Annotated in this window: 22 protein-coding genes; 5 read left to right on the forward strand and 17 right to left on the reverse strand. The window is 27.1% G+C overall.

Annotation, left to right across the window (positions count from 1 at the left end):
• Positions 1-10 precede the first annotated feature (10 nt).
• Both ACJJVK_RS04915 and ACJJVK_RS04920 read right to left on the reverse strand, forming a co-directional pair.
• Positions 11-733: a hypothetical protein gene (locus tag ACJJVK_RS04915; RefSeq protein WP_405563785.1), complete on the reverse strand. Its 723-nt coding sequence runs from the start codon at positions 731-733 to the stop codon at positions 11-13.
• A complete protein-coding gene (locus tag ACJJVK_RS04920; protein ID WP_405563787.1) occupies positions 709-1,821 on the reverse strand; it encodes a CHASE2 domain-containing protein in 1,113 nt (370 codons plus the stop codon). The genes ACJJVK_RS04915 and ACJJVK_RS04920 overlap by 25 nt, the downstream gene beginning before the upstream one ends.
• A 104-nt stretch (positions 1,822-1,925) precedes the next feature.
• Between ACJJVK_RS04920 and ACJJVK_RS04925 the strand changes: the two genes are divergently transcribed.
• Positions 1,926-2,852: a hypothetical protein gene (locus ACJJVK_RS04925; protein ID WP_405563790.1), complete on the forward strand. Its 927-nt coding sequence runs from the start codon at positions 1,926-1,928 to the stop codon at positions 2,850-2,852.
• A 1-nt stretch (position 2,853) separates the two neighbouring features.
• Here the strand turns inward: ACJJVK_RS04925 and ACJJVK_RS04930 are convergent, their stop codons facing one another.
• Genes ACJJVK_RS04930 through ACJJVK_RS04945 form a run of 4 tightly spaced genes read right to left on the reverse strand, consistent with a single transcriptional unit; the run spans position 2,854 to position 8,115 of the window.
• On the reverse strand, positions 2,854-3,894 hold the full coding sequence (locus ACJJVK_RS04930; RefSeq protein WP_405563793.1) for a CHAT domain-containing protein: 1,041 nt from the start codon (positions 3,892-3,894) through the stop codon (positions 2,854-2,856).
• Positions 3,872-4,687, reverse strand: coding sequence for a CHAT domain-containing protein (locus ACJJVK_RS04935; protein WP_405563795.1), 816 nt, complete (start codon positions 4,685-4,687; stop codon positions 3,872-3,874). Before ACJJVK_RS04935 ends, ACJJVK_RS04930 begins: the two co-directional genes overlap by 23 nt.
• A 15-nt stretch (positions 4,688-4,702) precedes the next feature.
• Positions 4,703-6,688 carry a caspase family protein gene (locus tag ACJJVK_RS04940; RefSeq protein WP_405563798.1) on the reverse strand — a complete coding sequence of 662 codons (1,986 nt, stop codon included), beginning with the start codon at positions 6,686-6,688 and terminating at the stop codon, positions 4,703-4,705.
• An 11-nt stretch (positions 6,689-6,699) separates the two neighbouring features.
• Positions 6,700-8,115, reverse strand: a complete 1,416-nt coding sequence (locus ACJJVK_RS04945; protein ID WP_405563801.1) for a hypothetical protein — start codon at positions 8,113-8,115, stop codon at positions 6,700-6,702.
• A gap of 116 nt (positions 8,116-8,231) precedes the next feature.
• Between ACJJVK_RS04945 and ACJJVK_RS04950 the strand changes: the two genes are divergently transcribed.
• Positions 8,232-8,702: a regulatory protein RecX gene (locus ACJJVK_RS04950; RefSeq protein ID WP_405563802.1), complete on the forward strand. Its 471-nt coding sequence runs from the start codon at positions 8,232-8,234 to the stop codon at positions 8,700-8,702.
• Here ACJJVK_RS04950 and ACJJVK_RS04955 read toward each other — a convergent pair.
• Together ACJJVK_RS04955 and ACJJVK_RS04960 are read right to left on the reverse strand one after the other, a co-directional pair.
• The gene (locus tag ACJJVK_RS04955; RefSeq protein ID WP_405563805.1) at positions 8,699-9,217 is read right to left on the reverse strand and encodes a nuclear transport factor 2 family protein; all 519 of its coding nucleotides are present in this window, start codon (positions 9,215-9,217) and stop codon (positions 8,699-8,701) included. The two genes, ACJJVK_RS04950 and ACJJVK_RS04955, sit on opposite strands and share 4 nt — an antisense overlap.
• Positions 9,214-9,867, reverse strand: coding sequence for a hypothetical protein (locus tag ACJJVK_RS04960; protein WP_405563807.1), 654 nt, complete (start codon positions 9,865-9,867; stop codon positions 9,214-9,216). Before ACJJVK_RS04960 ends, ACJJVK_RS04955 begins: the two co-directional genes overlap by 4 nt.
• A gap of 213 nt (positions 9,868-10,080) precedes the next feature.
• On the opposite strand from ACJJVK_RS04960, the gene ACJJVK_RS04965 reads away from it, so the two are divergent.
• The 3 genes from ACJJVK_RS04965 (at position 10,081) to ACJJVK_RS04975 (ending at position 12,209) form a co-directional block, all read left to right on the forward strand.
• Positions 10,081-10,692 (forward strand): thioredoxin family protein, encoded by a 612-nt coding sequence (locus ACJJVK_RS04965; protein WP_405563809.1) that lies wholly within the window; start codon positions 10,081-10,083, stop codon positions 10,690-10,692.
• 89 nt (positions 10,693-10,781) lie between these two features.
• Positions 10,782-11,264, forward strand: a complete 483-nt coding sequence (locus ACJJVK_RS04970; protein WP_405563812.1) for an ABC transporter ATPase — start codon at positions 10,782-10,784, stop codon at positions 11,262-11,264.
• Between the two features lie 6 nt (positions 11,265-11,270).
• Positions 11,271-12,209 (forward strand): ABC transporter ATP-binding protein, encoded by a 939-nt coding sequence (locus ACJJVK_RS04975; RefSeq protein ID WP_405563815.1) that lies wholly within the window; start codon positions 11,271-11,273, stop codon positions 12,207-12,209.
• Positions 12,210-12,385: 176 nt separating this feature from the next.
• Here ACJJVK_RS04975 and ACJJVK_RS04980 read toward each other — a convergent pair whose 3' ends face one another.
• The 9 genes from ACJJVK_RS04980 to ACJJVK_RS05020 all read right to left on the reverse strand — a co-directional run bounded on the left by ACJJVK_RS04980 (position 12,386) and on the right by ACJJVK_RS05020 (position 20,663).
• Complete coding sequence (locus ACJJVK_RS04980) at positions 12,386-13,261, reverse strand: AraC family transcriptional regulator (RefSeq protein WP_215994447.1); 876 nt, start codon at positions 13,259-13,261, stop codon at positions 12,386-12,388.
• 38 nt (positions 13,262-13,299) lie between these two features.
• Complete coding sequence (locus ACJJVK_RS04985; RefSeq protein ID WP_405568311.1) at positions 13,300-13,749, reverse strand: 3-oxoacyl-ACP synthase; 450 nt, start codon at positions 13,747-13,749, stop codon at positions 13,300-13,302.
• A 15-nt stretch (positions 13,750-13,764) separates the two neighbouring features.
• A complete protein-coding gene (locus ACJJVK_RS04990) occupies positions 13,765-16,167 on the reverse strand; it encodes a chondroitinase-B domain-containing protein (RefSeq protein WP_405563817.1) in 2,403 nt (800 codons plus the stop codon).
• A 225-nt stretch (positions 16,168-16,392) separates the two neighbouring features.
• Positions 16,393-16,929 carry a YceI family protein gene (locus ACJJVK_RS04995; RefSeq protein WP_405563820.1) on the reverse strand — a complete coding sequence of 179 codons (537 nt, stop codon included), beginning with the start codon at positions 16,927-16,929 and terminating at the stop codon, positions 16,393-16,395.
• A gap of 19 nt (positions 16,930-16,948) precedes the next feature.
• Positions 16,949-18,058, reverse strand: coding sequence for an NAD(P)/FAD-dependent oxidoreductase (locus tag ACJJVK_RS05000; RefSeq protein WP_405563822.1), 1,110 nt, complete (start codon positions 18,056-18,058; stop codon positions 16,949-16,951).
• Positions 18,048-18,326, reverse strand: coding sequence for a hypothetical protein (locus tag ACJJVK_RS05005; protein ID WP_405563825.1), 279 nt, complete (start codon positions 18,324-18,326; stop codon positions 18,048-18,050). The genes ACJJVK_RS05000 and ACJJVK_RS05005 overlap by 11 nt, the downstream gene beginning before the upstream one ends.
• A gap of 2 nt (positions 18,327-18,328) precedes the next feature.
• Positions 18,329-18,781: a GNAT family N-acetyltransferase gene (locus ACJJVK_RS05010; RefSeq protein ID WP_405563828.1), complete on the reverse strand. Its 453-nt coding sequence runs from the start codon at positions 18,779-18,781 to the stop codon at positions 18,329-18,331.
• Positions 18,782-18,861: 80 nt separating this feature from the next.
• Positions 18,862-19,944, reverse strand: a complete 1,083-nt coding sequence (dinB, locus tag ACJJVK_RS05015; protein WP_405563830.1) for a DNA polymerase IV — start codon at positions 19,942-19,944, stop codon at positions 18,862-18,864.
• A gap of 80 nt (positions 19,945-20,024) precedes the next feature.
• Entirely contained in the window at positions 20,025-20,663 is a 639-nt protein-coding gene (locus ACJJVK_RS05020; protein ID WP_405563833.1) for a hypothetical protein, read from the reverse strand.

The following is a 20,663-nucleotide window of genomic DNA, read 5'->3' on the forward strand; positions in this document are numbered from 1 at the left end:
CTTTTCATTTTTAGTTTTTTAATAGTAAATCCACCTGTTTTTTAGATTTGTAAAGTGTATCTTTTTCTCTTTTATTAAATTCTTTTTCAGAAACTATTTCAAAAACATTAAAGACTTTGTTACTATCTAAAGAGTCTTCTGTGGTAACTGTCCATTTATAAACACCTTTTTTAAATGGTAGTAAAACACCTAAACTATTGGCATAATCTAATCTGTATTTACCTGCAATATTGTTGGTTTCTGCGTTTATAATCCAGAGGTAAAATTCTTTTTCTCCAGTTGAATTCCAATTAAAATTTACAAAAGAATTAGAAGTAAAATAAGCATAGTTTTCTGGTGAATTTAAGAATTCGTTTCCTCTAAAAACAGCTCCATAAATACTCTTTTTTTCTTCTATTTTTAAAAACTTTTTATAGACATAACTCAAATATCTTTTACTAACGGATTTTGAAGTATTTGCTATTTTTTTTTGTTTAATTTGATGAAACGAATATGTGCCTTTGTCTAATATTTGATACATATTCGAAGCATTATCTAATAAAATTACATTTCCGTTTGCAATAGTTAAAGATGATTTTACATCAACTAAAAAACCCACAAATACTTTCTTTTTAGTCTCTTTTAAAGTAACATTACCTTTTACTTGATAAACTACTAATTGCGATTGTGCAAAAGTGTTAATTGCACAAAATATTAAACAAAAAATGATTATTTTTTTTTGAATGAAAGCCATTTTTTTATGGGTAAATTATTAAAAAAATCAGAATAAGGCATCATTTCTATAGCCAAAACAGGACACAAAATTATGAGTGCTACAGAAAATTTTATCCCTTTTGTAAAAAACAAAAGTGATATCCAAATCATTAAAATAGAATAGGTTAATTGAAATATTTTTTCTATTAATGTTTCGTGTGTAAAACCTTTACTGTAAATTATTACAAACAACCAAGAGGTTAAAAAAGTAACAATAAGGTTAATTATTATTAAAATAAAAGTTGGTGTTTCTTTAATAAAATCTTCCTTAATTAAAGAGTTTATAATATTTGCATGCACTGTAACACCATACATATCTGGTATTGTTTTACCTGTAAAATTTGTATTTATAGGTGTAAATTTCTTGTCTAAAATATCATTTACGTTTCCTAAAGGCAATCCTAAATAACCTAAAATAACTACTTTGTTTTTTAAATATGGTATGGTTTCTTGTAACATAACATCATTAAAACTCATGTGCAAAAACTGCTGATAATTACCATAATATTTAATAGGCCTAACACCAGAATTCATTGCGATTTCTTTTTTAGAGGCTTTAGAAGCTATTTGATACGAAAATGAAGAAAGACTATCCTTTTGGGTTACAAAATCTCTAATTACATTGTTTTTATCTGCTACCGGATTAAAATTAACAAACCCTTGATTAGAAAAAGCAAACATTTTGTGATTCTGAATATTTGGATACACATAAGAACCCACCAATAAATCTTGATGTTCTTTTATGGTTAATGCCAAAATTGAATCTTTAAACTGATCTTTTTGTTCTCTAAAAACAGCATCTACTCCAATAACTTTTGGAGATTGATTTGCCAAATGATCTATTAAAAAAGCTAATTCTTCTCTATCTCTGTTTTCTATATTTACAAGAATAATATCAGAATTTACTTTATCATATTTAAATATGTTTTTAGATTGTACTAAATCTAAGTAACTAAAATCATCGAAAGCATCTTCTATAAAGTCAAAAACAGAAATATTAAAAAATATAAAAGACAACAAACCTAGTGCTATGTATGTAAATATGGTATGCTTAAATGCTGATTTCATTACCCTTAAAGTTGCTTTTAGGCTAAAATAATCAATAATTTATTAATTTATTGACTTGTTGTATTTTATAAGAAACTTTCTTTATTTTTACAAAAATGATAACTATGTCTTTTAGAAAAAATACACTTAAAATTATTACAAGTTTCTTTATTTTAACCTTATTATTTTCTTCTTGTGCAAGTCATCAAAGATCTAACATACCTTCTAATGAAAATTTTGTTGTTGAGTTAACAAAGCCAAAATCTAGAGGTAGTTTAGTAGATACAGCCATAGAAGGTCTTTTTATGGGGGCTAAATATTTGGTTGATAATTCTACTAAAAAACTAATAAACACCTACACCAACTCAATTTCTATTAACGATTATTACAATAATTTTAGTGGCGAAATTGCAAAAACTTATACAGGTATTCAATTAAAAAAATATGCAAATCCAATTGAAGCTGAGCAAAAAGCGGAGATGAAGTCAATAATGACTAGAGAAATAAAACCTGAACAAAAATCTAGAGGAATTGCAAAATCTTCTTTAATTATGGAAGATATTTTTCCAAAAGAAAATGAAGATTTATTAAACTTTCATGCAGTTATTAATTTTGAAAGTGATAAAGATAACCCTGGTGTAACTCGTTTAAGTTTTAATGAATTAAGAGTGTTTTTCTCTAAAACAAAAGTTTTTAAGGATGAAAACTTAAATGCACGTGTTTTAATTTCTATAGAAGGCCAATGGAGAAGTACTGATGGCTCACCACAAACAGCAACTTTAATTGAGCAAGAATACGATTTTAAAAATATTAAATATGGTTATGAAAACCAGATTGATGAACCTATTTTAACTAAATGGTATTATGACATTCCTATTTTTTCTGAATTGGAAGAAAACGCTACTTATGGTGTTGTAAAAGTAAATGTGCAACTAGAAGAATATGAAGGCAACAAGAGTAAATATTTAAACAAATTACCTTCTATTTTAAGTGATAATAAAAGTGCTATTATTAAAAATGGGTCTTCAACTATTAATAAAATTGTAGAGTAAATTACTCCTTTACAATTTCATAAATTATTTCGGTTGTATAGCCATCTACTTCTGAATTATTTATAACATGACTTTTACTTTTGTATATTAAGTCAATAGGAACTTCAGTTCCAAATCCTTTAATTGTATATTTTTCATATGGAGAGCTAAAAATCAGTGAACAATCTTTAAATATTACAGTCTCTCCTGGTTTAATCAAAGTTTCAAGATTATTACATTGGTCATTTGGCAAAAGTGGATAACTTTCTCCTTCTGAATTAATTTCGATACTTTTAAAAAATATTGATTTTTTTCCAGTATTTGTAACTTCAACAATTGCTAAAGTATTCTCTTTAATTAAAAGGGTGCCCAATCTATTATCATAATTAGGCTTTAAAATTTCGAATTCACCAGTGGTGTCTTTTTGTTTTACAGGAACTAACTTAAACGTAAATTTGTAATCAGGATTATTTAAATTTAGTTTTTTAGTTTGATTTTCTAAATTGACTTCGAATAAATAATTTAATTCAGAATTTGTATTGCTATAACTTCCAATATCTGGGTTAGGCACTCCAAACATTGAAAAAGAAGCCCAATGCATTGGATTATTACTAACTTCTTTTCTAAATCTATTAATCGCTATTTTAAGAGAATTGTGTGGTTCTAAATTAGAATTATTACTTTTTGTTAATTCACTAAAAAAAATAGTCATGAATTTTGCTGTTTCATAATCACTAACAGACCATAAACTCATTAAAACATGATTAAAACCTGCTATCTGAAAAGCTCTAGCCAAACCAATTGTGCCTCCAGAATGTGATTTTCCAAGACCTGTATTACATGCGCTTAAAACAGCCATTTTTTTATCTTGTATCGAATTGTGTGTTTTAAAAAAACTAGATTGGATTTCTCTAGCTGTCAAAAAATCATCGTAATTATTTTCATCAGATAAAACTAAAAAACTTTTGTCTAAAGGATTTTTATTGTCAGAACTACCATGTGTTGCAAAATATATTAAATCGATATCACTTGCATCTCTTTTAATATTTTTTTTTTGTGGCATTTTCATCACTAATAATTCTTGAATTACTTAAAGTTGAAGCTATTTCTAAAACTTCACTTTTTGTGTGTTTTAAATTAGAAAATTTAGATTTGTTAAAATCAGTTTTATAAATAAACAAAGGTTTTTTGAACTTAAAAAAATCTGAATTATATCTATATCTAGAAATTGTTTTTAATGTTGAATATATTTCAAATATGCTTGGTGAGATTGAATAACTCATTTTATCAATTAGATAACTAGAAGAGTTTAATTTAAGTGCTGCAAATGGTAAAGTGCCAATGTTTAAAGTTGGAACAATAATTATATGTTCAAATTCATTTATAAAAAAATCTTTTGGTAAAATTATTTTGTTAAGTTTCTGATAATTCTTCAAATTAGATTTTGAATTAGTAACAGTTCCTCTTAAATCAGTTTTATTTGTTTTAGAGTGTTTAAGTTGTTTTATATAGGAATTAGTTGAACTAACTAAATTTTCGAGTTCAGCTTTAATTATTGGTGTTTTCAAATAGTTTTTAACTCCATTCTTATCAATAAGGTTTATAATAAGTGTGTCCTTTTCATGCGTATAAATTAGAATTCCTATCTTTTTTTTATTGTAAAAAGTTTTTAATGCAAAAGAAAGATGATTTTCATTGAAATCTGATGGTACATCCCATTCTGGTATAATTCCTCTTGATACAGATAAATCTCTCATATTATCTTTATGCAGTTGAATTATTTCTGACATGTCATTTTGAGAACAAACAATAGATGAAAATGAAAAAATAAGAAACCCAAGTAAAATCTTTTTCATATTCTTTATTACTGATTACTCCTTTACAATTTCATAAATTATTTCGGTTGTATAGCCATCTACTTTATCAGAAACCACAATAACACCTTCTTGCCCTCTAGAATTTAAAAAAGTACTATTCATAAAATTAGCTAAAGGATTGCTTGTACCTCTTTCTCCAGAAACACCTCTATTTTTTATGGTTGATGCAATATTTATAGGGTAAGGAGAAGCAATACATTTTAAAACCAACTTTTCATAAGGTGGGCCATAGCTCATTATTTTATCATCAAAAAGTACTGTTTTTCCTTTTTTAATAAGTCTTTCTTGGTCGTTCATTTCAAATCCTTCACTAGGAAAAATACTGTTTATTTCTCCTTTAGAATTTACTTCTATTATAGTAAAATACAAATCTTTTTTTGAGTGATTTGTTACTTCGAAAACTAATCTGTCTTTACCTGGTACAATAGTTAAAACATTATTTTTTATTAATTCTTCTGGCTCACCAATTTCATTTTCTTCGGTAAGAATATTTAATTTTACGGGTAATGCTCTAAAGGTAAATTCGTATTTTTTGTTGTTAAAATTTAACTTTTTCATATAAGAACCATGTGCATATGTAGATAATGATTCTTTTAAGTTTGCAACTTTTTCTAGACTTATATTTTCTTCTATCGATGTGTATCCATTAGATGTAAACAAATTAAAAGTATTGTTTTTCTCTGTTAAAATAACATCAGATTTTATAGAGTCTACAAGATTACCAAGTTTTGTTGCGTTTAAAAAGTCTTTAATTTCTTTTTTAAATTTGGTGTTCTTAACACTTTTATCAAAAGAAACATTTAAAGAAATTTCTCCATAACTTTTCTTATCGATATAAATATTATAATCTTTTTCGTTTTTGCTTTTAAGATCTTTATCAAACAAAATATTGCTTTCATTAAATTTTGCTAAGACTACTTTTCCTCTCGCTAAAATTTTTGATGAATCCATTTCACTTAAACCTACAGGCATTAAAAAAACGGTTGTTCCTTTAAATATTCCTTGCAATTTACCTGCCTGAATTTTTACAGCATTACTTGTTAAAATATTCTTTATTTTAAAATATTCTTCTTGTTTTACATATTCATTTTTAAACAGTTTAATATTTTGGTCACCTTCTATTCCTGGATGCTGATTTGGCGAAAAAGTATTCATTTTAGCACAAATAACATCAAATAATTGTCTGTAGGTAAAGTTAGATCCTAAGTCGCTCATGGCTTCTGAAAAAGCGTAACTTAATGCTCCATAACCATCAGGATGTTCGTAATTTAATTCGTCTGCAGATGCACCAGAAATTAAAATATAAGGTGCTGAATTTTTATCTACTTTAACCTCATCAAACATGTCACTACCTGTTGCTTTTGCATCTTTGCTTGCTTTCCATCCTTCAGGTGCAAAAACTGTTTGTGTTCCTCTTGCTTTACCTCCTCTTGCAGAAGATCCTGAATGACAACTATCTAATAATAGTAATAACTGACCATCTTTACCTAAAGTATTTCTTATACCTGCTGTAATATTTGCCAATTCATCATCTCTAATATGGTTTTGCCCCTTGTAATTGTAAGAATAAGAAGCCATAGCATCTATAGGCACAATGGCTTCATCTTTATCATCGGCTTCATCTAATTTACCTTCAGTTTCACTATCAAAAATTGGTTGTCCATGGCCTGAATAATGTACAACAACAACATCGCCTTTTTTTATTTTATCTTCTTTTAACTCTTTAAATGCTTGTAAAATTCCTTTTTTGGTAGCTTCTCTGTCTATTAAAGTAGTTATATTTTCCTCTTTAAAACCTTGTCTTAATAAGGTTTCTTTAATTAAAGGAACATCGTTAGCAGAACTAATTGCACCCCAACCTGTACTTCTTGGGTAATCTCCAATAGCAATAATTAATGCATGTTTTGTTGTAGTGCTTTCTTGTGCTTTTGTAAAACCAATAACACAGAATAAAAGGAGTAAGAAATAAATCTTTTTCATAATTATTTATTTTAATTCAATTCGAAAAGGCTAAATGAAATTCCGAAATAATATCCAAAATCATACACAGATTTGGTAAATAAATCTATATCCGTAAAAGTAGCAGTATCACCTACTTCTAATCCGTTTTTTAACTTAGTTACTGTACCATAAGCTACTCCACCAGATAAAGACAACCTACTTTTACTACCTAAAAATATTGTTGGACCTAACAAAAAGTTAATACCTCTTGCTTCTCCAGACACAGGAATTGATACTCCAAAAGAACCTCCAATATTAAAACTTTCGCTAATTACTGGATAAAAATTAATCATTGTACTTAGGTTTGGTGTTGAACCATTACCAGTATCTTCTCCAATAATATTATTTTCATCTATAAAAAACTCTTTAGATTTAGAACCAAAATTATTTAAAGTTAAAGCAACACTTGTGTTAATTTTAAAACCTCCTTTAGAAAATAGATTTAAGCTTCTTGTTTTTATCAAGTTAGCTTCTGCACCTTCTGTTTGTGCCAATTCGCTTTGTATAAATTTAAGTTCTATACCTACTTTATCTGCCTCAATAATATAATCGTAGGTTTGTTCAAAGTTAGAAGCTTCTAAACTTGTATATAGGTTTTTAATTGTATTTAAACTTTCTGAAGTATTAGTTTGTTTAGCATTTAGACTCAATTTTAATGCTTCTAAATTTTTAAATGCATTATTGGTTTGCACTAATTCGCCTCTAGACATTGGTTTTTCGCTATCTAAAGTCTCATCAATTTCAGAACTAATATTGGCAATTTCATTTTGTAATTCTCTAGTATCTTCTTTTACAGCATTGTCTAAATTATATAAAAATGTATAATAATTTTCTTTAGGATTTGGTATTCTAGCATCCATAAATTTAGAAGATGACTCTTTTAAATTTTTAAGAATTTCTGTTTTATCGAAATTAGGATTTAATAAATTAGACCTAAAAGAAGCTTCTATAGCGTCTATATTTGTTGTTAATTTATTTAAATCAGAAAATTGATTGCTAAGTTTATCGCCTCTAGATTTTGCTGCTTGTGGATCTTTACCTCTAGATAAAAAGGAGTTCTCGCCTGCAACACTACCTACATTTAAATTTAAACTTTCGCCAGATAAAGAATTTACATTACCTAAAAGTGAACTAAAATTAAAACCACTCATTTTTGGGTGAATCGTTTCTTCTTTTACGTCTGTTTTTATATTAACAGCAAACGGATTTACATTTGTTAATCTTAATTCTATTAAACTATTTCGCTTAAATTTAGGTGATTTGAGTGTATCTTCTATATTATTAAGTTTATCTAACTTATAATAATTAATAACTTCTGTTTGATAATTGTAAGTAACTCTATATTTTTCTTGTGATATAATTGCGGTTGCAGAAAAAACGAGAAATAAACTTAAAACTTTTTTCATTATAGATTTTTTGATTGATTTAAACGCCTAAAAATAACATTTTTAAAATAAAAAGAAATACTCACTTGTAAGTATAAATAATTTGATGGTTTTACACCTTTTTGTAAGTTTGTTTAATGACAAAAAAAGTTTTTACTGTTGATGAAATAAAACGAAAACTTGAGCAATATTGCATTTATCAAGATAGATGTCATAAAGAAGTAGAACAAAAAATGAGAGAGTTCAGTCTTATTTCTGAAGCTAGAGAAATGATTTTACTAAGCCTAATGCAAGACAATTTTTTAAATGAAGAACGTTTTGCAAAAAGTTTTGCAAGAGGTAAATTCAGAATAAAAAACTGGGGAAAACAACGAATTGTAAGAGAACTAAAATTTAAAGATATTTCTGCTTATAATATTAAAACTGCCCTAAAAGAAATTGATGAGCAAGAATATTTAAATTCAATTTACAGAATTACAGAAAACAGAAACGAAGTTATATCAGAACCAAATCAATATAAAAGAAAGAAAAAACTAATCGATTTTTTAATGCGCAAAGGTTTTGAATCTGAGTTGATTTATAAAGTGGTAAATGAAGTAATTTCTTAATTATACTTCTTTAAAAAAAGGTTGTCATTTTTTTTCTTTGCAGCAATTACAGCTTGTACATCATCATTTGGTATGGCCACAGAAAGTACATAATGTTTAATTACCCAAGTATTTTCTTTTTTCTCTAAAACTCCAGAACCTCTACAAGTTCCCATCCAAGTATTTAACAACTCATCAAACCAAACAAAATTTCCAGGTTCGTTTACATAAACGTTTCTTTCTAGAGTTTTAAAATCCCAGGCTTTGCCTTTATCAAAATAAGGTTTACTAAAATTGGCAAATTGCTTTTTGGTCCAGTTTTCTGAAGCATCTGTACCAATAAAAACAGAAACACTATCCATTTTTCCAAAATAATTATCATAATTAGCTTCTGTTGCTGCCAAATGCCAATTGTTTAAAACTAGATTAATTTCTGTTTTAATAGTAGTTTTATCTGTTTCAGAAATTGCTTTTTGAGCTGTTTTACAAGAAACTATTAAAAACATAAAAAAGGTTACTATTATAAAATTTCTCATTGTCTTTTCTTTTTTAAATTTTTATTAAGTTTAGGAAGTGTTTTCTTTTTTACATCATTTTCTACAACCCTTTCTCTTACCCTTTTATCTACAGATTTTCTAGAAACACTATCCATTTTTGTAGAATCTAAACCTATAAAAATTACATCTACATCAATTGATTCTTCAAAACGTTTTTTAGATAAAATAGTATTTATTTTAGCATTAATTGCAGAAAAAGCATTAAGTGTTTTTTCTGTTTGTACGTTAACTTCTTCTGCTTTAATTGCAGGTATAGATGTCATGTCTGCTAATCGTAACGTTTCGTTGTAAAAAATATTAACTCTTACATCAAAAGAAGGGTTTTCATCAAAAAGTATTGGTTTTATACTATCTTTTAAATTTTTAGCCAATCCTTTTAGCTCTGTTGCATTACTTAAAACTTCATAAGGAGATCCTTTTTTAAACCTTCCTAAAAAATCTTCTACTATTCTAAGCTCTTTCCAACCTTCAATATCTTGCTCAAAATTTGGTTTTACTTTTTGTATTGCAGAATATTCGTGAACGATACTTAAAAGTGGTCTTGGCCTATCTTCTCTGTTTTTAGGGTCCTGATTTTTATCACAAGAAAAAATAAAAAGAAGTAATATAAATGAATAAAAATATTTCACAATGTAGAATTAAGATTGTAAAAATAAACATTTTTTAAAGTTGATGCTCTTATGGAATCCTTAAATTTTAGAAACCGTAATTACTAAAAATCAAGTTAAACCTAATGTGTAAGATTTTAAAAATATTTCGTCTATTTAAAAAACAATTTATTGTAACAATGGTTACAGTTTAAAAAAATAACGAAGTGTATCTTTGTTTTAAAATTTAGAAAAATGAAAAATATAATCGAAAATAGTTTAGAAAACACTTATACATACCAAGAATATAGAAATTTAGTTAGTGATTTACTTTCTAAAGGTAAAGCTACTGGGCCAAACCAATCTGAAGCTTTAACAAATTATAGTTTGTTGAATGATAGAAGAATGAAACGTTTAGACAAAACCATTAAAATTGATGACCAAACTGCTAAAGAAATTAATTTATTAAATGAGCCACAAACTTGGTTAGTAATTACAGAAGGTTGGTGTGGTGATGCTGCACAAAATTTACCAGTTATTAACAAAATGGCTAATTTAAATGATAACATAAACCTAAAAATTGTTTTGCGTGATAACAATTTAGATTTAATGGATTTATTTTTAACAAATGGTGGTAGATCTATACCAAAATTAATTGCTTTAGATAAAGAAAATAATGTGATTAATACTTGGGGGCCAAGACCAACTGTTGCTACAAAAATGGTTGCTGATTATAAAGCAGAACATGGTGTAATAGATGCCCAATTTAAACAAGATTTACAAGTTTGGTACAACAAAGACAAAGGTAAAAGCACACAAGACGATTTTGTAAAAATGATTCAAAAAACGTCTTTAAAAGAAGTATAAACTAAAAAAAAACAGTTTAAAAAACCGCAAATTTCATTTTAAGATTTGCGGTTTTTCTTTGCGTATATTTGTAGTCTTAAAAACAACTTATGTTTGTAGATTATAAATCGATTTCTGATGATGCAAAAGTTTGGGTATACCCATCTAGCAGAAAATTTTACAAAACAGAAATTGAAACTTTAGAAAATAAAGTAAAATCGTTTGTTGATAATTGGAAAAAAGGTGATGAATACTTTACTGCTTCTTATCAATTATTACACAATAGATTTATCGTTTTTATTGCTGATGATGAAAAATCGCCTTTAACAAATGCAGATATTGATGCTTCTGTTGCCTTTATTTTAGAATTACAACAAACTTATAATATAGAGCTTTTAGACAAAATGAATGTTTGTTTTAAACAAGGTGAGTTTGTACAATATAAAGAACTTAAAGACTTTAAAAAATTACTTAAAAATAAAGCTCTTACAGGTAAAACTATCATTTTTGATAATTTAATTGCCAACAATCACGACTTTAAAAACTATTGGGAAATACCAATAGAAGAGAGTTGGTACAATCGTTTCTTATAGATTTTTATGCTTAAAGTTAATCACATTTCTTTTGGTTATTCTAAAAACAAAACTGTTTTAGAAAACTTCAACTTCACTCTAAAAAAAGGGGAGCATTTGTGTGTTATGGGCGAGAGTGGTTGTGGAAAATCGACCTTATTAAAAACAATTTATGGTTTATTAGATTTACAAAAAGGTGATATTTTTTGGGACGATAAGCAAATTTTAGGTCCTTCTTTTCATCTGGTTCCTGGTTTTGAAAAATTTAAGTATGTGGCTCAAGATTTTGATTTAATGCCTTACATTTCTGTTTCTGAAAATATTAAAAAATTCTTATCTCGTTTTTATCCAGAAGAAAGTGAAAAACGAACACAAGAGTTGTTAGATGTAATAGAAATGAAAGCTTTTGCAAATACTAAAGTTAAAAATTTAAGTGGTGGGCAAAAACAAAGAGTAGCCATTGCTAGAGCCTTAGCTAAAGAACCAGAATTATTATTGTTAGATGAGCCTTTTGGACAAATAGACAACTTTAAAAAAAACACTTTAAGAAGAAATTTATTTGGTTATTTAAAAGAAAAAAATATTGCTTGTATTGTTGCTACGCACGATAAAAATGATGCACTTTCTTTTGCAGATCAATTAATAGTTATCAGAAATCATAAAATTATAGCTAACAATAATCCTAAAGAAATTTACAACAACACTAAAGAAAAATATGTAGCTGCTTTATTTGATGATGTTAATGAAATTACAATTAACAACAAAGTTTGTTTGTTATACCCTCATCAAATAAAAATTACAAATAACGCTAAATTAAAAGCAACTGTTTTAAATTCTTATTTTAAAGGTAATTATTGGTTAATTGAAATAAATTTAAATAATCAGACTGTATTTTTGAGTCATAATTCTTTTTTAAAGAAAAATGAAATTGTAAATGTTTCAATAAAAAAATCACCAAAATTCTAATGAATAATGGTGATTGGAATTATATGCTTTCTGGAAAATACCCCCTAATGCATTTTCTGAAAGAAAGTTGGGGGATATAATTTTCTTTATTAAAAAGTAAGTACTCTACAAAAATAATAGGATTTCATATTCAAACAGGGTAATTATTAGCATTTAAACTGTAAAAATGAGAAACTTTATTCTCTATATCTTTTTCTAAAAGCTTCTGGCGTAAACTGAGTATGTTTTCTAAAATACTTATATAAATTGGTTGGATCTTTAAAACCCAACTTAAAAGCAACCTCTTTAACAGATAAATTAGAGTGTAAAAGAAAGCTTTTTGCTTTTATAATTACTAGATCATCTATAAAAGCTTTTACAGGTTTATCTGCAATATATTGTACTATTGTATTTAACTTTTTTGTAGAAAAACCTAATTTATTAGCATAGTAATTTACCTTTTTACTTTTATTATAGTCACTCTCTAACAAGTTTTGAAATTTAATAAACTCTTTTAAATAATTACTTAATTGAACTTTATTATATCCCATAGACTTTATTCTATGAATTATAGTTATTAAAATATGTAATAAACTTCTTATTATTTTAAGCGAATATTCGTCTGATTTTTCTGTAAACTCTTTCTCTATTTGTACAAAAAAACAAAGTACCTCGTTAAACTGTTCTTCTTTTAATTGTGTTTTAGGCGATGAAAGCACCTCATTAAACATTTGAATTGTTTTAGAAATTTCTCTTTGGTTTAAATAACTATTTAAAAAATCTTCTTTAAAAAGTAAGAAATAGCCTCTAACATTTTTGTTATTATAAAAATGATGCGTTTTATCTTTTCTAATGGCTAAAATTGTACCCTTTGTAAAATAATAATCTTTATAACCTATAGAATGTCTTCCTATGTTTTCAGTAATAAAAAGTAAAGAAAAAGTACTTACTTTATGGTTTTTTGTAATGGTTTCTATAATTTCTGATTCTAATAAATCTTCAATTTTTAGAATATTAAAATTAGATATTGAAAAGTTTAAATTGTAATTATTTTGTAATGTAGATGTAGACATTTTTGGGGGAATATTTTAATAGCACCTAAAATTACTAATTATTTTATCAAAATAACTTTATTATTAATTTTATTAAAAGAATACTCCTCGTTTACTTTTTTGCCCAACAAAATTTTACCTATTGGTGATGATACAGAAACTGCATAATAATCCTTATCAAAAGCAGTTAATTTACCTGCTGAAATACTTAAAAAATAATTCGCCTTTTCTGTAATAACTATACTACCTAAATGTGCAATATCTGATGTTTTTGATGCATCTATTTTAGCTAAAATTTGATTCATTAAAGAAATGCCAGCCAATTGCTGACTCGCTTTTTCCATTTCTAGCTGCAACATTGCTCTACCTGTTTCGTGCTTATCACCAGCAGAACTTTTAGTTTCTGATTGCAATGCTTTTTGATTAGAAGATATAATTTCTTCTACGGTTTGCAAACGTTTATTTACAAACGCAGCACATTGCTTAAAAAGTTCTTGTTTTAAATCTATCAAATAAAAGGATTTTTAATTAACAATAAATTTACTAAAACTATTGTTAGTTTTAATAATGTAAAATCCTTTTGATAAAAAATTTACATCAATAATTGCTTTATTATTATTAAATCTTTTACTGATTATTTTTTTGCCTTTTAAGTCAAATATCTCTACCAAACCAATTTTATTAATAGCTTCTAAATTTAATATTTGACTTGTTGGGTTAGGATAAAAAGTAATTTTATTATCATTAAATAAATTATCGTTTACAGAAAGTGAAGCACAGGTATCATCACCAAAAACTTGAACTTCTTCATAACTATTCCATCCACTACCTTCAGAGTTTCCATACCCAAAAATTCTAATAAACTGAACTTCTTGAAAAGGAGAAAAAGGAAAGCTCTCAAAACCAACTGTGTTTCCAGAACTTGAAATAACGTTAGTAACATCTGTAAAATTTGTACCATCAGTAGATGTTGCTATTTTAAATTCTGATGTTCTTGAATCTCCTTTATGAAAATAGATTTTTACCTCTGTTACCAATTTTTTACATTGTAAATCATACGTTAAATATGCAGATCCATCTGTAGAATTTGCAGACCATCTTGTAGAATCATTACCATCTAAAGTGTTTTCTGGTAGGTTTACACCTCCATCTTGTGTACCAACTCCTGTAACTGTAATACCTGTCAGCTCTACTGCATCATTAAAACCAAAAGAACCATCAGATTGCGTAACGTTTATTGTTTGGCTTAATTCCCCTCCATCTTCAGAAATAGTTATTGTTGCTGTTCTATTTGCTCCAGAGTTATTGGTTGTTGCTGTTGCAGAAATGGTTGCACCATTCATTCCGTTATTTACATTTAAAGTTAACCAATCAGCATCATCTGTAATTAACCAATTAATATTAGAATTCACATCAAAATTGATTGTACCTCCAGAAATAATATAACTAATATCGTGTAAAGAAGAATTTAAAAAAGGAGATTGAGAAGACAAAAATCCGATTTTTACACCTACATCTGCAGTTGTAAATGGTAAGTTATCTCCATTTGCACCATATTCTTCTGCACCTGCATCAACATTTGTATCTCTTACACCACCTAAAATATCTTCTGTTACAAATGAATAAGTACCAATTGCAGCATCAACAGCCAAACTTACACTAGTTAATCTATGAAAACTCCCATCATCTAGAATATCTGTATTTGTTAAGTTGGTAATATTACCTTCTGATAAAAAAGTACCTGTTGGATTTGTATTTATTTGATAAGCATTTATACTTGTATTGTACATTATGTTATTCGCAACAGTTAAGTTTACAGGCTCTTCTGTACCTCCTAATGAGGTTCCAATTCTTATAGCATAATCACAATTTACCATTGTATTATTAACGATTATAGCGTTTTTTACCTGAGAATACTCATTTAATTCTGGGTCTGTAACTCCATTCATTACATTAATTCCACCTGTAACATTTGATGAAGAACCTGTTGGTTTAAAAGAATTGATACCTTCTATATAATTGTTATACACTTTATGATCTTCACCAATAATTCTTACACCTCCAGTAAAAGTGTTATTATTTGCAAAAAAATAGTTGTTAAAAACCTCACAACCATTTCCATGCCTTAAGGTTAATGTTCCTTGATAATCTCTAAAAGTATTATTGTAATATTTATTTTTTCCACTTTTGTTAGAGATGATTTCGACTTCTCCTGACCAATTGTAAAAAAAATTGTCATATACTTCTGAATAAGAATCTGATAAGGAAGTTGTACTTGTACCAATTCTTATGGCATCTTGATCATTTAAACCATTAATATCGTTATCTACAGGAACTCTATCTGCAAAATAATTATGATGAATTTTTAAATAATCTTCATTTGCTAAAGATCGATTATCATTTATAATACTACCTACACCATATTTGCCAATAAAAGAATTGTGCGAAATTTCGTTGTACTTGCCATCAACAATATAAATCCATTTAAATTTTAATGTTTTTTGAGCATCTGTACCATTATAAGCATCAATCTTATTGTTAGTCACTATACAATTATCACATTGGTTTAACTCAAAAATGGGCTCTATAGTAGAACCATTTTCTATTAAGTTAGATGGGTTTTGAAACACCAAACCAGAAACAGTTATATAATTTCCTCTCATATAAACTCTGGAATTTCCTGTCATAAAAACAGCTCCTGGATTTTGAGCTTTAATTATAATTGGTTGCGCAGCTGTACCATTTTTATTAATCTCTATAAAAACATTATTCCAAGTACCATTTGCTAATAAAATTTCTGACCCAGCTGTAGCATTAGAAATTGCTGTTTGAAGTTCTGTACTATTAGATACAGTTTGAGCTTTTGAAGTAATTACAAAAACTAAAATTAATAAAAAGGCACAGGTTTTATGTTTTATAGATCTCATATTTACATTTATTTAAATTGGTTAACCAATTTCTGTAAATATAGTCACAAAATAAATATTGTTCAATACCATAAGTAAAAAAGTAATGATTGTTTCTTTTAAAGCAATGGTACTCAAGAAGTAAATTTGCCAAATATTGTTTAAAGAGTCTATATTTTGCTATTAAAAACTGAATCTGTAAAAATTAATTTAATTGTAAATAAAACAACATTTTACTTAACATTACTACTTAGTACCACTAAAAGCGACTACAATATTTGCAGATTTAGACATCCCTAAGCTACCTTCACCAACCTTAAAATCATCTCTATTAATTTTAAAGTTAGATACTATAGAAATGTTTTTATCATCTTCAGAAACTTGTAACGGAATTTGTAATTCTTTAGTAATTCCTTTAATAGTAACATCAGCTAAAAGAAAAATTTCTCCATTTTTTCTTTTTTCAATTTTAGAAGATTTTACTTCAATAAATTTGTGCTTTTGTTCGTAGAAAAAGTTTTTGCTTAAAATCTTTTTATCTCTACCTTTTTTACCTGTAGAAATAGATTTTAAACAAATTTTTACATTGACATAACTTTTCTCTAGATCACTAGAATTAAAGTTTGTTTGTATGTTTACATCACTGAAAATACCTTTTACTTTTACTTGAAATTTTTTAGTAGAAAAGATAACTTTGGTTGCTTCATCGTTTTGATTCCATTCTTGAGAGTTTATGGAAAATGAAAGCACAAATAGGGCAATAAATAAAGTTCGTTTTAACATTTTGGGGGAAATTAAAGCTCTAAGATAGTAAATCTGACAGTTCTTTCCCAATTAAATTTCCAATTGCTATTCCCATTCCTCCTAAACGAACTCCACAAAACACATTATTACTTAGTTGTTTAACAATTGCTTTTTTCTGATTTCCAACACCCATAATTCCACTCCATCTGTGTTCAATTTCAAATTTAGTGTTTGGTAAAATGGTTTCTTTTAAAATTTTTTCAAGTTCATTTTGTACAATTTTTGTTTGTCCAAATTCTGTTGTTTCTTCTGTTTTAAAATCGAGATTTCTGCCACCACCAAATAAAATTCTATCGTTTATATTTCTAAAATAATAGAAACCTTTATCTAAATGAAAAGTACCTTTAATCTGTAAGTTTTTAATCGGTTTTGTAATTAAAACTTGTGCTCTTGCTGGTTTCACTTTTTCTTCTAATAATTGACTTGCAAAACCATTGGTACAAATAAAAAGTTGGTTGGTTTTAAAGTTCATTTTATCCGTCTTTAGATCTACTTGATTGTTATTTTCCTCAAAACTTTCTAGGGTGATATTATTTAGGATTTTAATTCCGTTTTTCTGTGCTTTAAAAAGTAATTTACTTGCCATTTTTCCAGTATCAATCTGACCTTCAAAATGATTAGCAATGTATTTTTGATGCACTTTTTGAAATCCGAAGATATTATCAGAAACAGAAAAAACATCTTCTTTAAAAATGGGTTTTAGCAACTTATTTATTTCGTCTTTTTTTGATAAATAGGTTTCAAATAAAGCTTGATTTTTAAACAATTCAAAACCTTTATTTTGCTGAAAATCGATATTTTTATCACCTAAATTATTACACAATAATTGTAAACCTTTCCAACGTTTATCAACTAAATTAAAAACCTCTTCTTCTGTATGATTATTTAAATCATCAATAATTTCTGATAAGCTACCAAAACAAGCAAAACCTGCATTTTTAGTACTTGCTCCTTGAGGTAACATTCCTTTTTCTAGAATTAAAATCTTAGCTTTTGGATATTTTTTTCTAAGTTCTAAAGCACAAGTTAGGCCTACAATTCCACTACCCACAATTGTAAAATCGAGGTTTATAAACCATTCTTTAAGTTCCCAATAGCTATAATTCATTCTCTGTTTTTAACTTTTCTGCTTTTCTTTTTAAAAAATAACTACTACCATAAATTAAAAACAATCCAAACAAATTAAGAGGTACATATAAGAATAAGGACCATTTTACCCAATTATACTCCCAAAAATAATAATATAATACTGTCGCAAAAATTGTTCTAACAAACCAAATTATTGTTTTTTTTCTTTTAAATTGTTTAGAAAAAATTTCATTTTCCTCAACTTCTTCAAGTTCTTTCTTTATTTCATTTCTATAATTTTTACCCATAATTATATTTCTTTTTCAAAACAAATACTGTTTTCCATTGCTGCATATTGTCCGTAATTAGGAATTACCTTATACTTACATTTATGATAAAAATTTACGGCTTCAACTTGTCTTTTACCTGTTTCTAAAACACATTTTTTATAACCCAATTCTTTTGTCCAAACCTCTAATTCAGTGAGTATTTTTTGTGCAATTCCTTTACCTCTTTTATCCGAAGAAACAAACATTCGTTTTACTTCTACAGCAGAATCATCCATTTTTTTAATCGCTCCACAACCAACAGCAATATCATTTAAATAAACTAAAACCACATATTTTAGAACATCAATATTATTAAATTGATTGTAAAAATCGTGTTCATCTCCATCTGTTATTTTAAGATAGGCATCTAACTTTTTTACTAGATTTATAAAGTCTTGGTTTTCTGAATTTGTTCTTAAAATACGTAGTTTCATAACTTAATTTATTAAGATTTTGAAAGCAACTTTACAACTGAGCTCAAGGTAAAGTTTTCAAAAAAGAATTAGTTTAATTATTAAAATTCAAATTTTAATTGAACCCAAACAGGTTCTTTAATTATTGTGTTTAAATTACCAAAAGAAATACCCAATAAACGTACTGAATTTTTTAGTTTTTCTTGATATAATAACTCTTTTACAATAGGAAAAAACTCCTTCTTTTTACTCATAAAATGATGTACAGTTTTACTTCTTGTTTGCTGTGTAAAATCTGAGTATTTTATTTTTAAAGTGATGGTTTTCCCTTTGGTTTCCGATTTTAGCATTCGTTTCTCAATCTCATCAGCAATATTTTCTAGTTTTTCTAACATAAAAATTTCTGATGAAATATTCTCAAAAAAAGTACGTTCTGCACCAACTGATTTTCTAATTCTGTTAGGTTTTACTGGACTGTTATGAACACCTCTCACAATATTGTAGTAGTGTTTGCCAGATTTGCCAAAGAGATTTGTAAGTTCTTCTAATGATTTTTGTTTTAAATCATTGCCCACAAAAATGCCTAAATTGTACATTTTTGCAGCAGTAACTTTACCCACTCCATAAAATTTATTGACAGGCAATTCTTCTAAAAATTGAATTACTTCATCAGGATGAACCGTTTTTTGTCCATTTGGTTTGTTAATATCCGAAGCAACTTTTGCAATAAATTTATTGATCGAAATTCCTGCAGATGCTCTTAAACCAGTTTCTTCAAAAATTCGTTGTCTTATTTCTCTGGCAATATCATTTGCAGACGGATTTCCTTTTTTGTTTTCGGTAACATCTAAATAAGCTTCGTCTAAAGACAAAGGTTCTACCAAATCTGTATAATCGTAAAAAATTTCTCGAATTTTTGAAGAGAGCTCTTTGTACCTAGCAAAATCGGATTTCACAAAAATAATATGTGGGCATTTTTGCTTGGCTAATACATTGCTCATTGCAGATTTTACGCCAAATTTTCGCGCTTCGTAACTTGCAGCAGAAACTACACCTCTATCTCCTCCTCCACCAACAGCAACTGCTTTTCCTCTCAATTCAGGATTATCTAATTGCGCTACAGATGCATAATACGCATCCATATCTACATGAATAATTTTACGAAAAGGAGGTTGTAATTCCATCTTTCGAAAATACAGAAAGTTCCTGTTAAGAAGAAATTAAATGGACTTTAGAAAAAAGAATAAAAAAACTCAAGTCTAAATTATTTATTGGAATTAGTCGTTTTTAAAATTGACTGATTTTTTTTTAAGAAAAAACCCACAGCAGTAATAGAAATTAAAATTAGTAGACCTACAAAAATGCTATTATTTGAGTAGAGGGAAGAAGAAGAAGTTTCTAGGTTTTTCCAGATACCGTCTTCTAAAACTAATTTAACTTGTTGGTTATTCTCATTATTTAAAACATATTTTTGTTTAGGAAAACCTTCTATTAACATAATGACGATACTTTTGTTTGATCGCATATCTTTGAACATCCTATTTTTTAAATATAATGATTTAATGTCTTTTGGTACGCCAATAACCTCAGCTAATAATTTGGTTTCATGACCCAAAATTACTGCTGGGTTTACAAGTTTTAATGAATCAACACCATTTATAGAAAATGAAAAGTTTTTTTCAAAATATTGAATAACTAGTCTTTTAAACTCTTCTGGTGTTTTATAAGAATCTTTTGTGTAATGGTATTCTATTTCGCCTTCAAATGCAGTTAATGAGCTATTTATTTGTATTATGTACTTACCATCATCAGCTTGCGAAAAAATAACTGTTGATAAATTAGATTGATGAGCATAAGTGGTTATACTCATCAAAACTGATATTATTATAAGGAGTTGTTTCAT

The organism is Polaribacter sp. Asnod6-C07 (assembly GCF_045063625.1).
GTDB lineage: Bacteria > Bacteroidota > Bacteroidia > Flavobacteriales > Flavobacteriaceae > Polaribacter > Polaribacter vadi_A.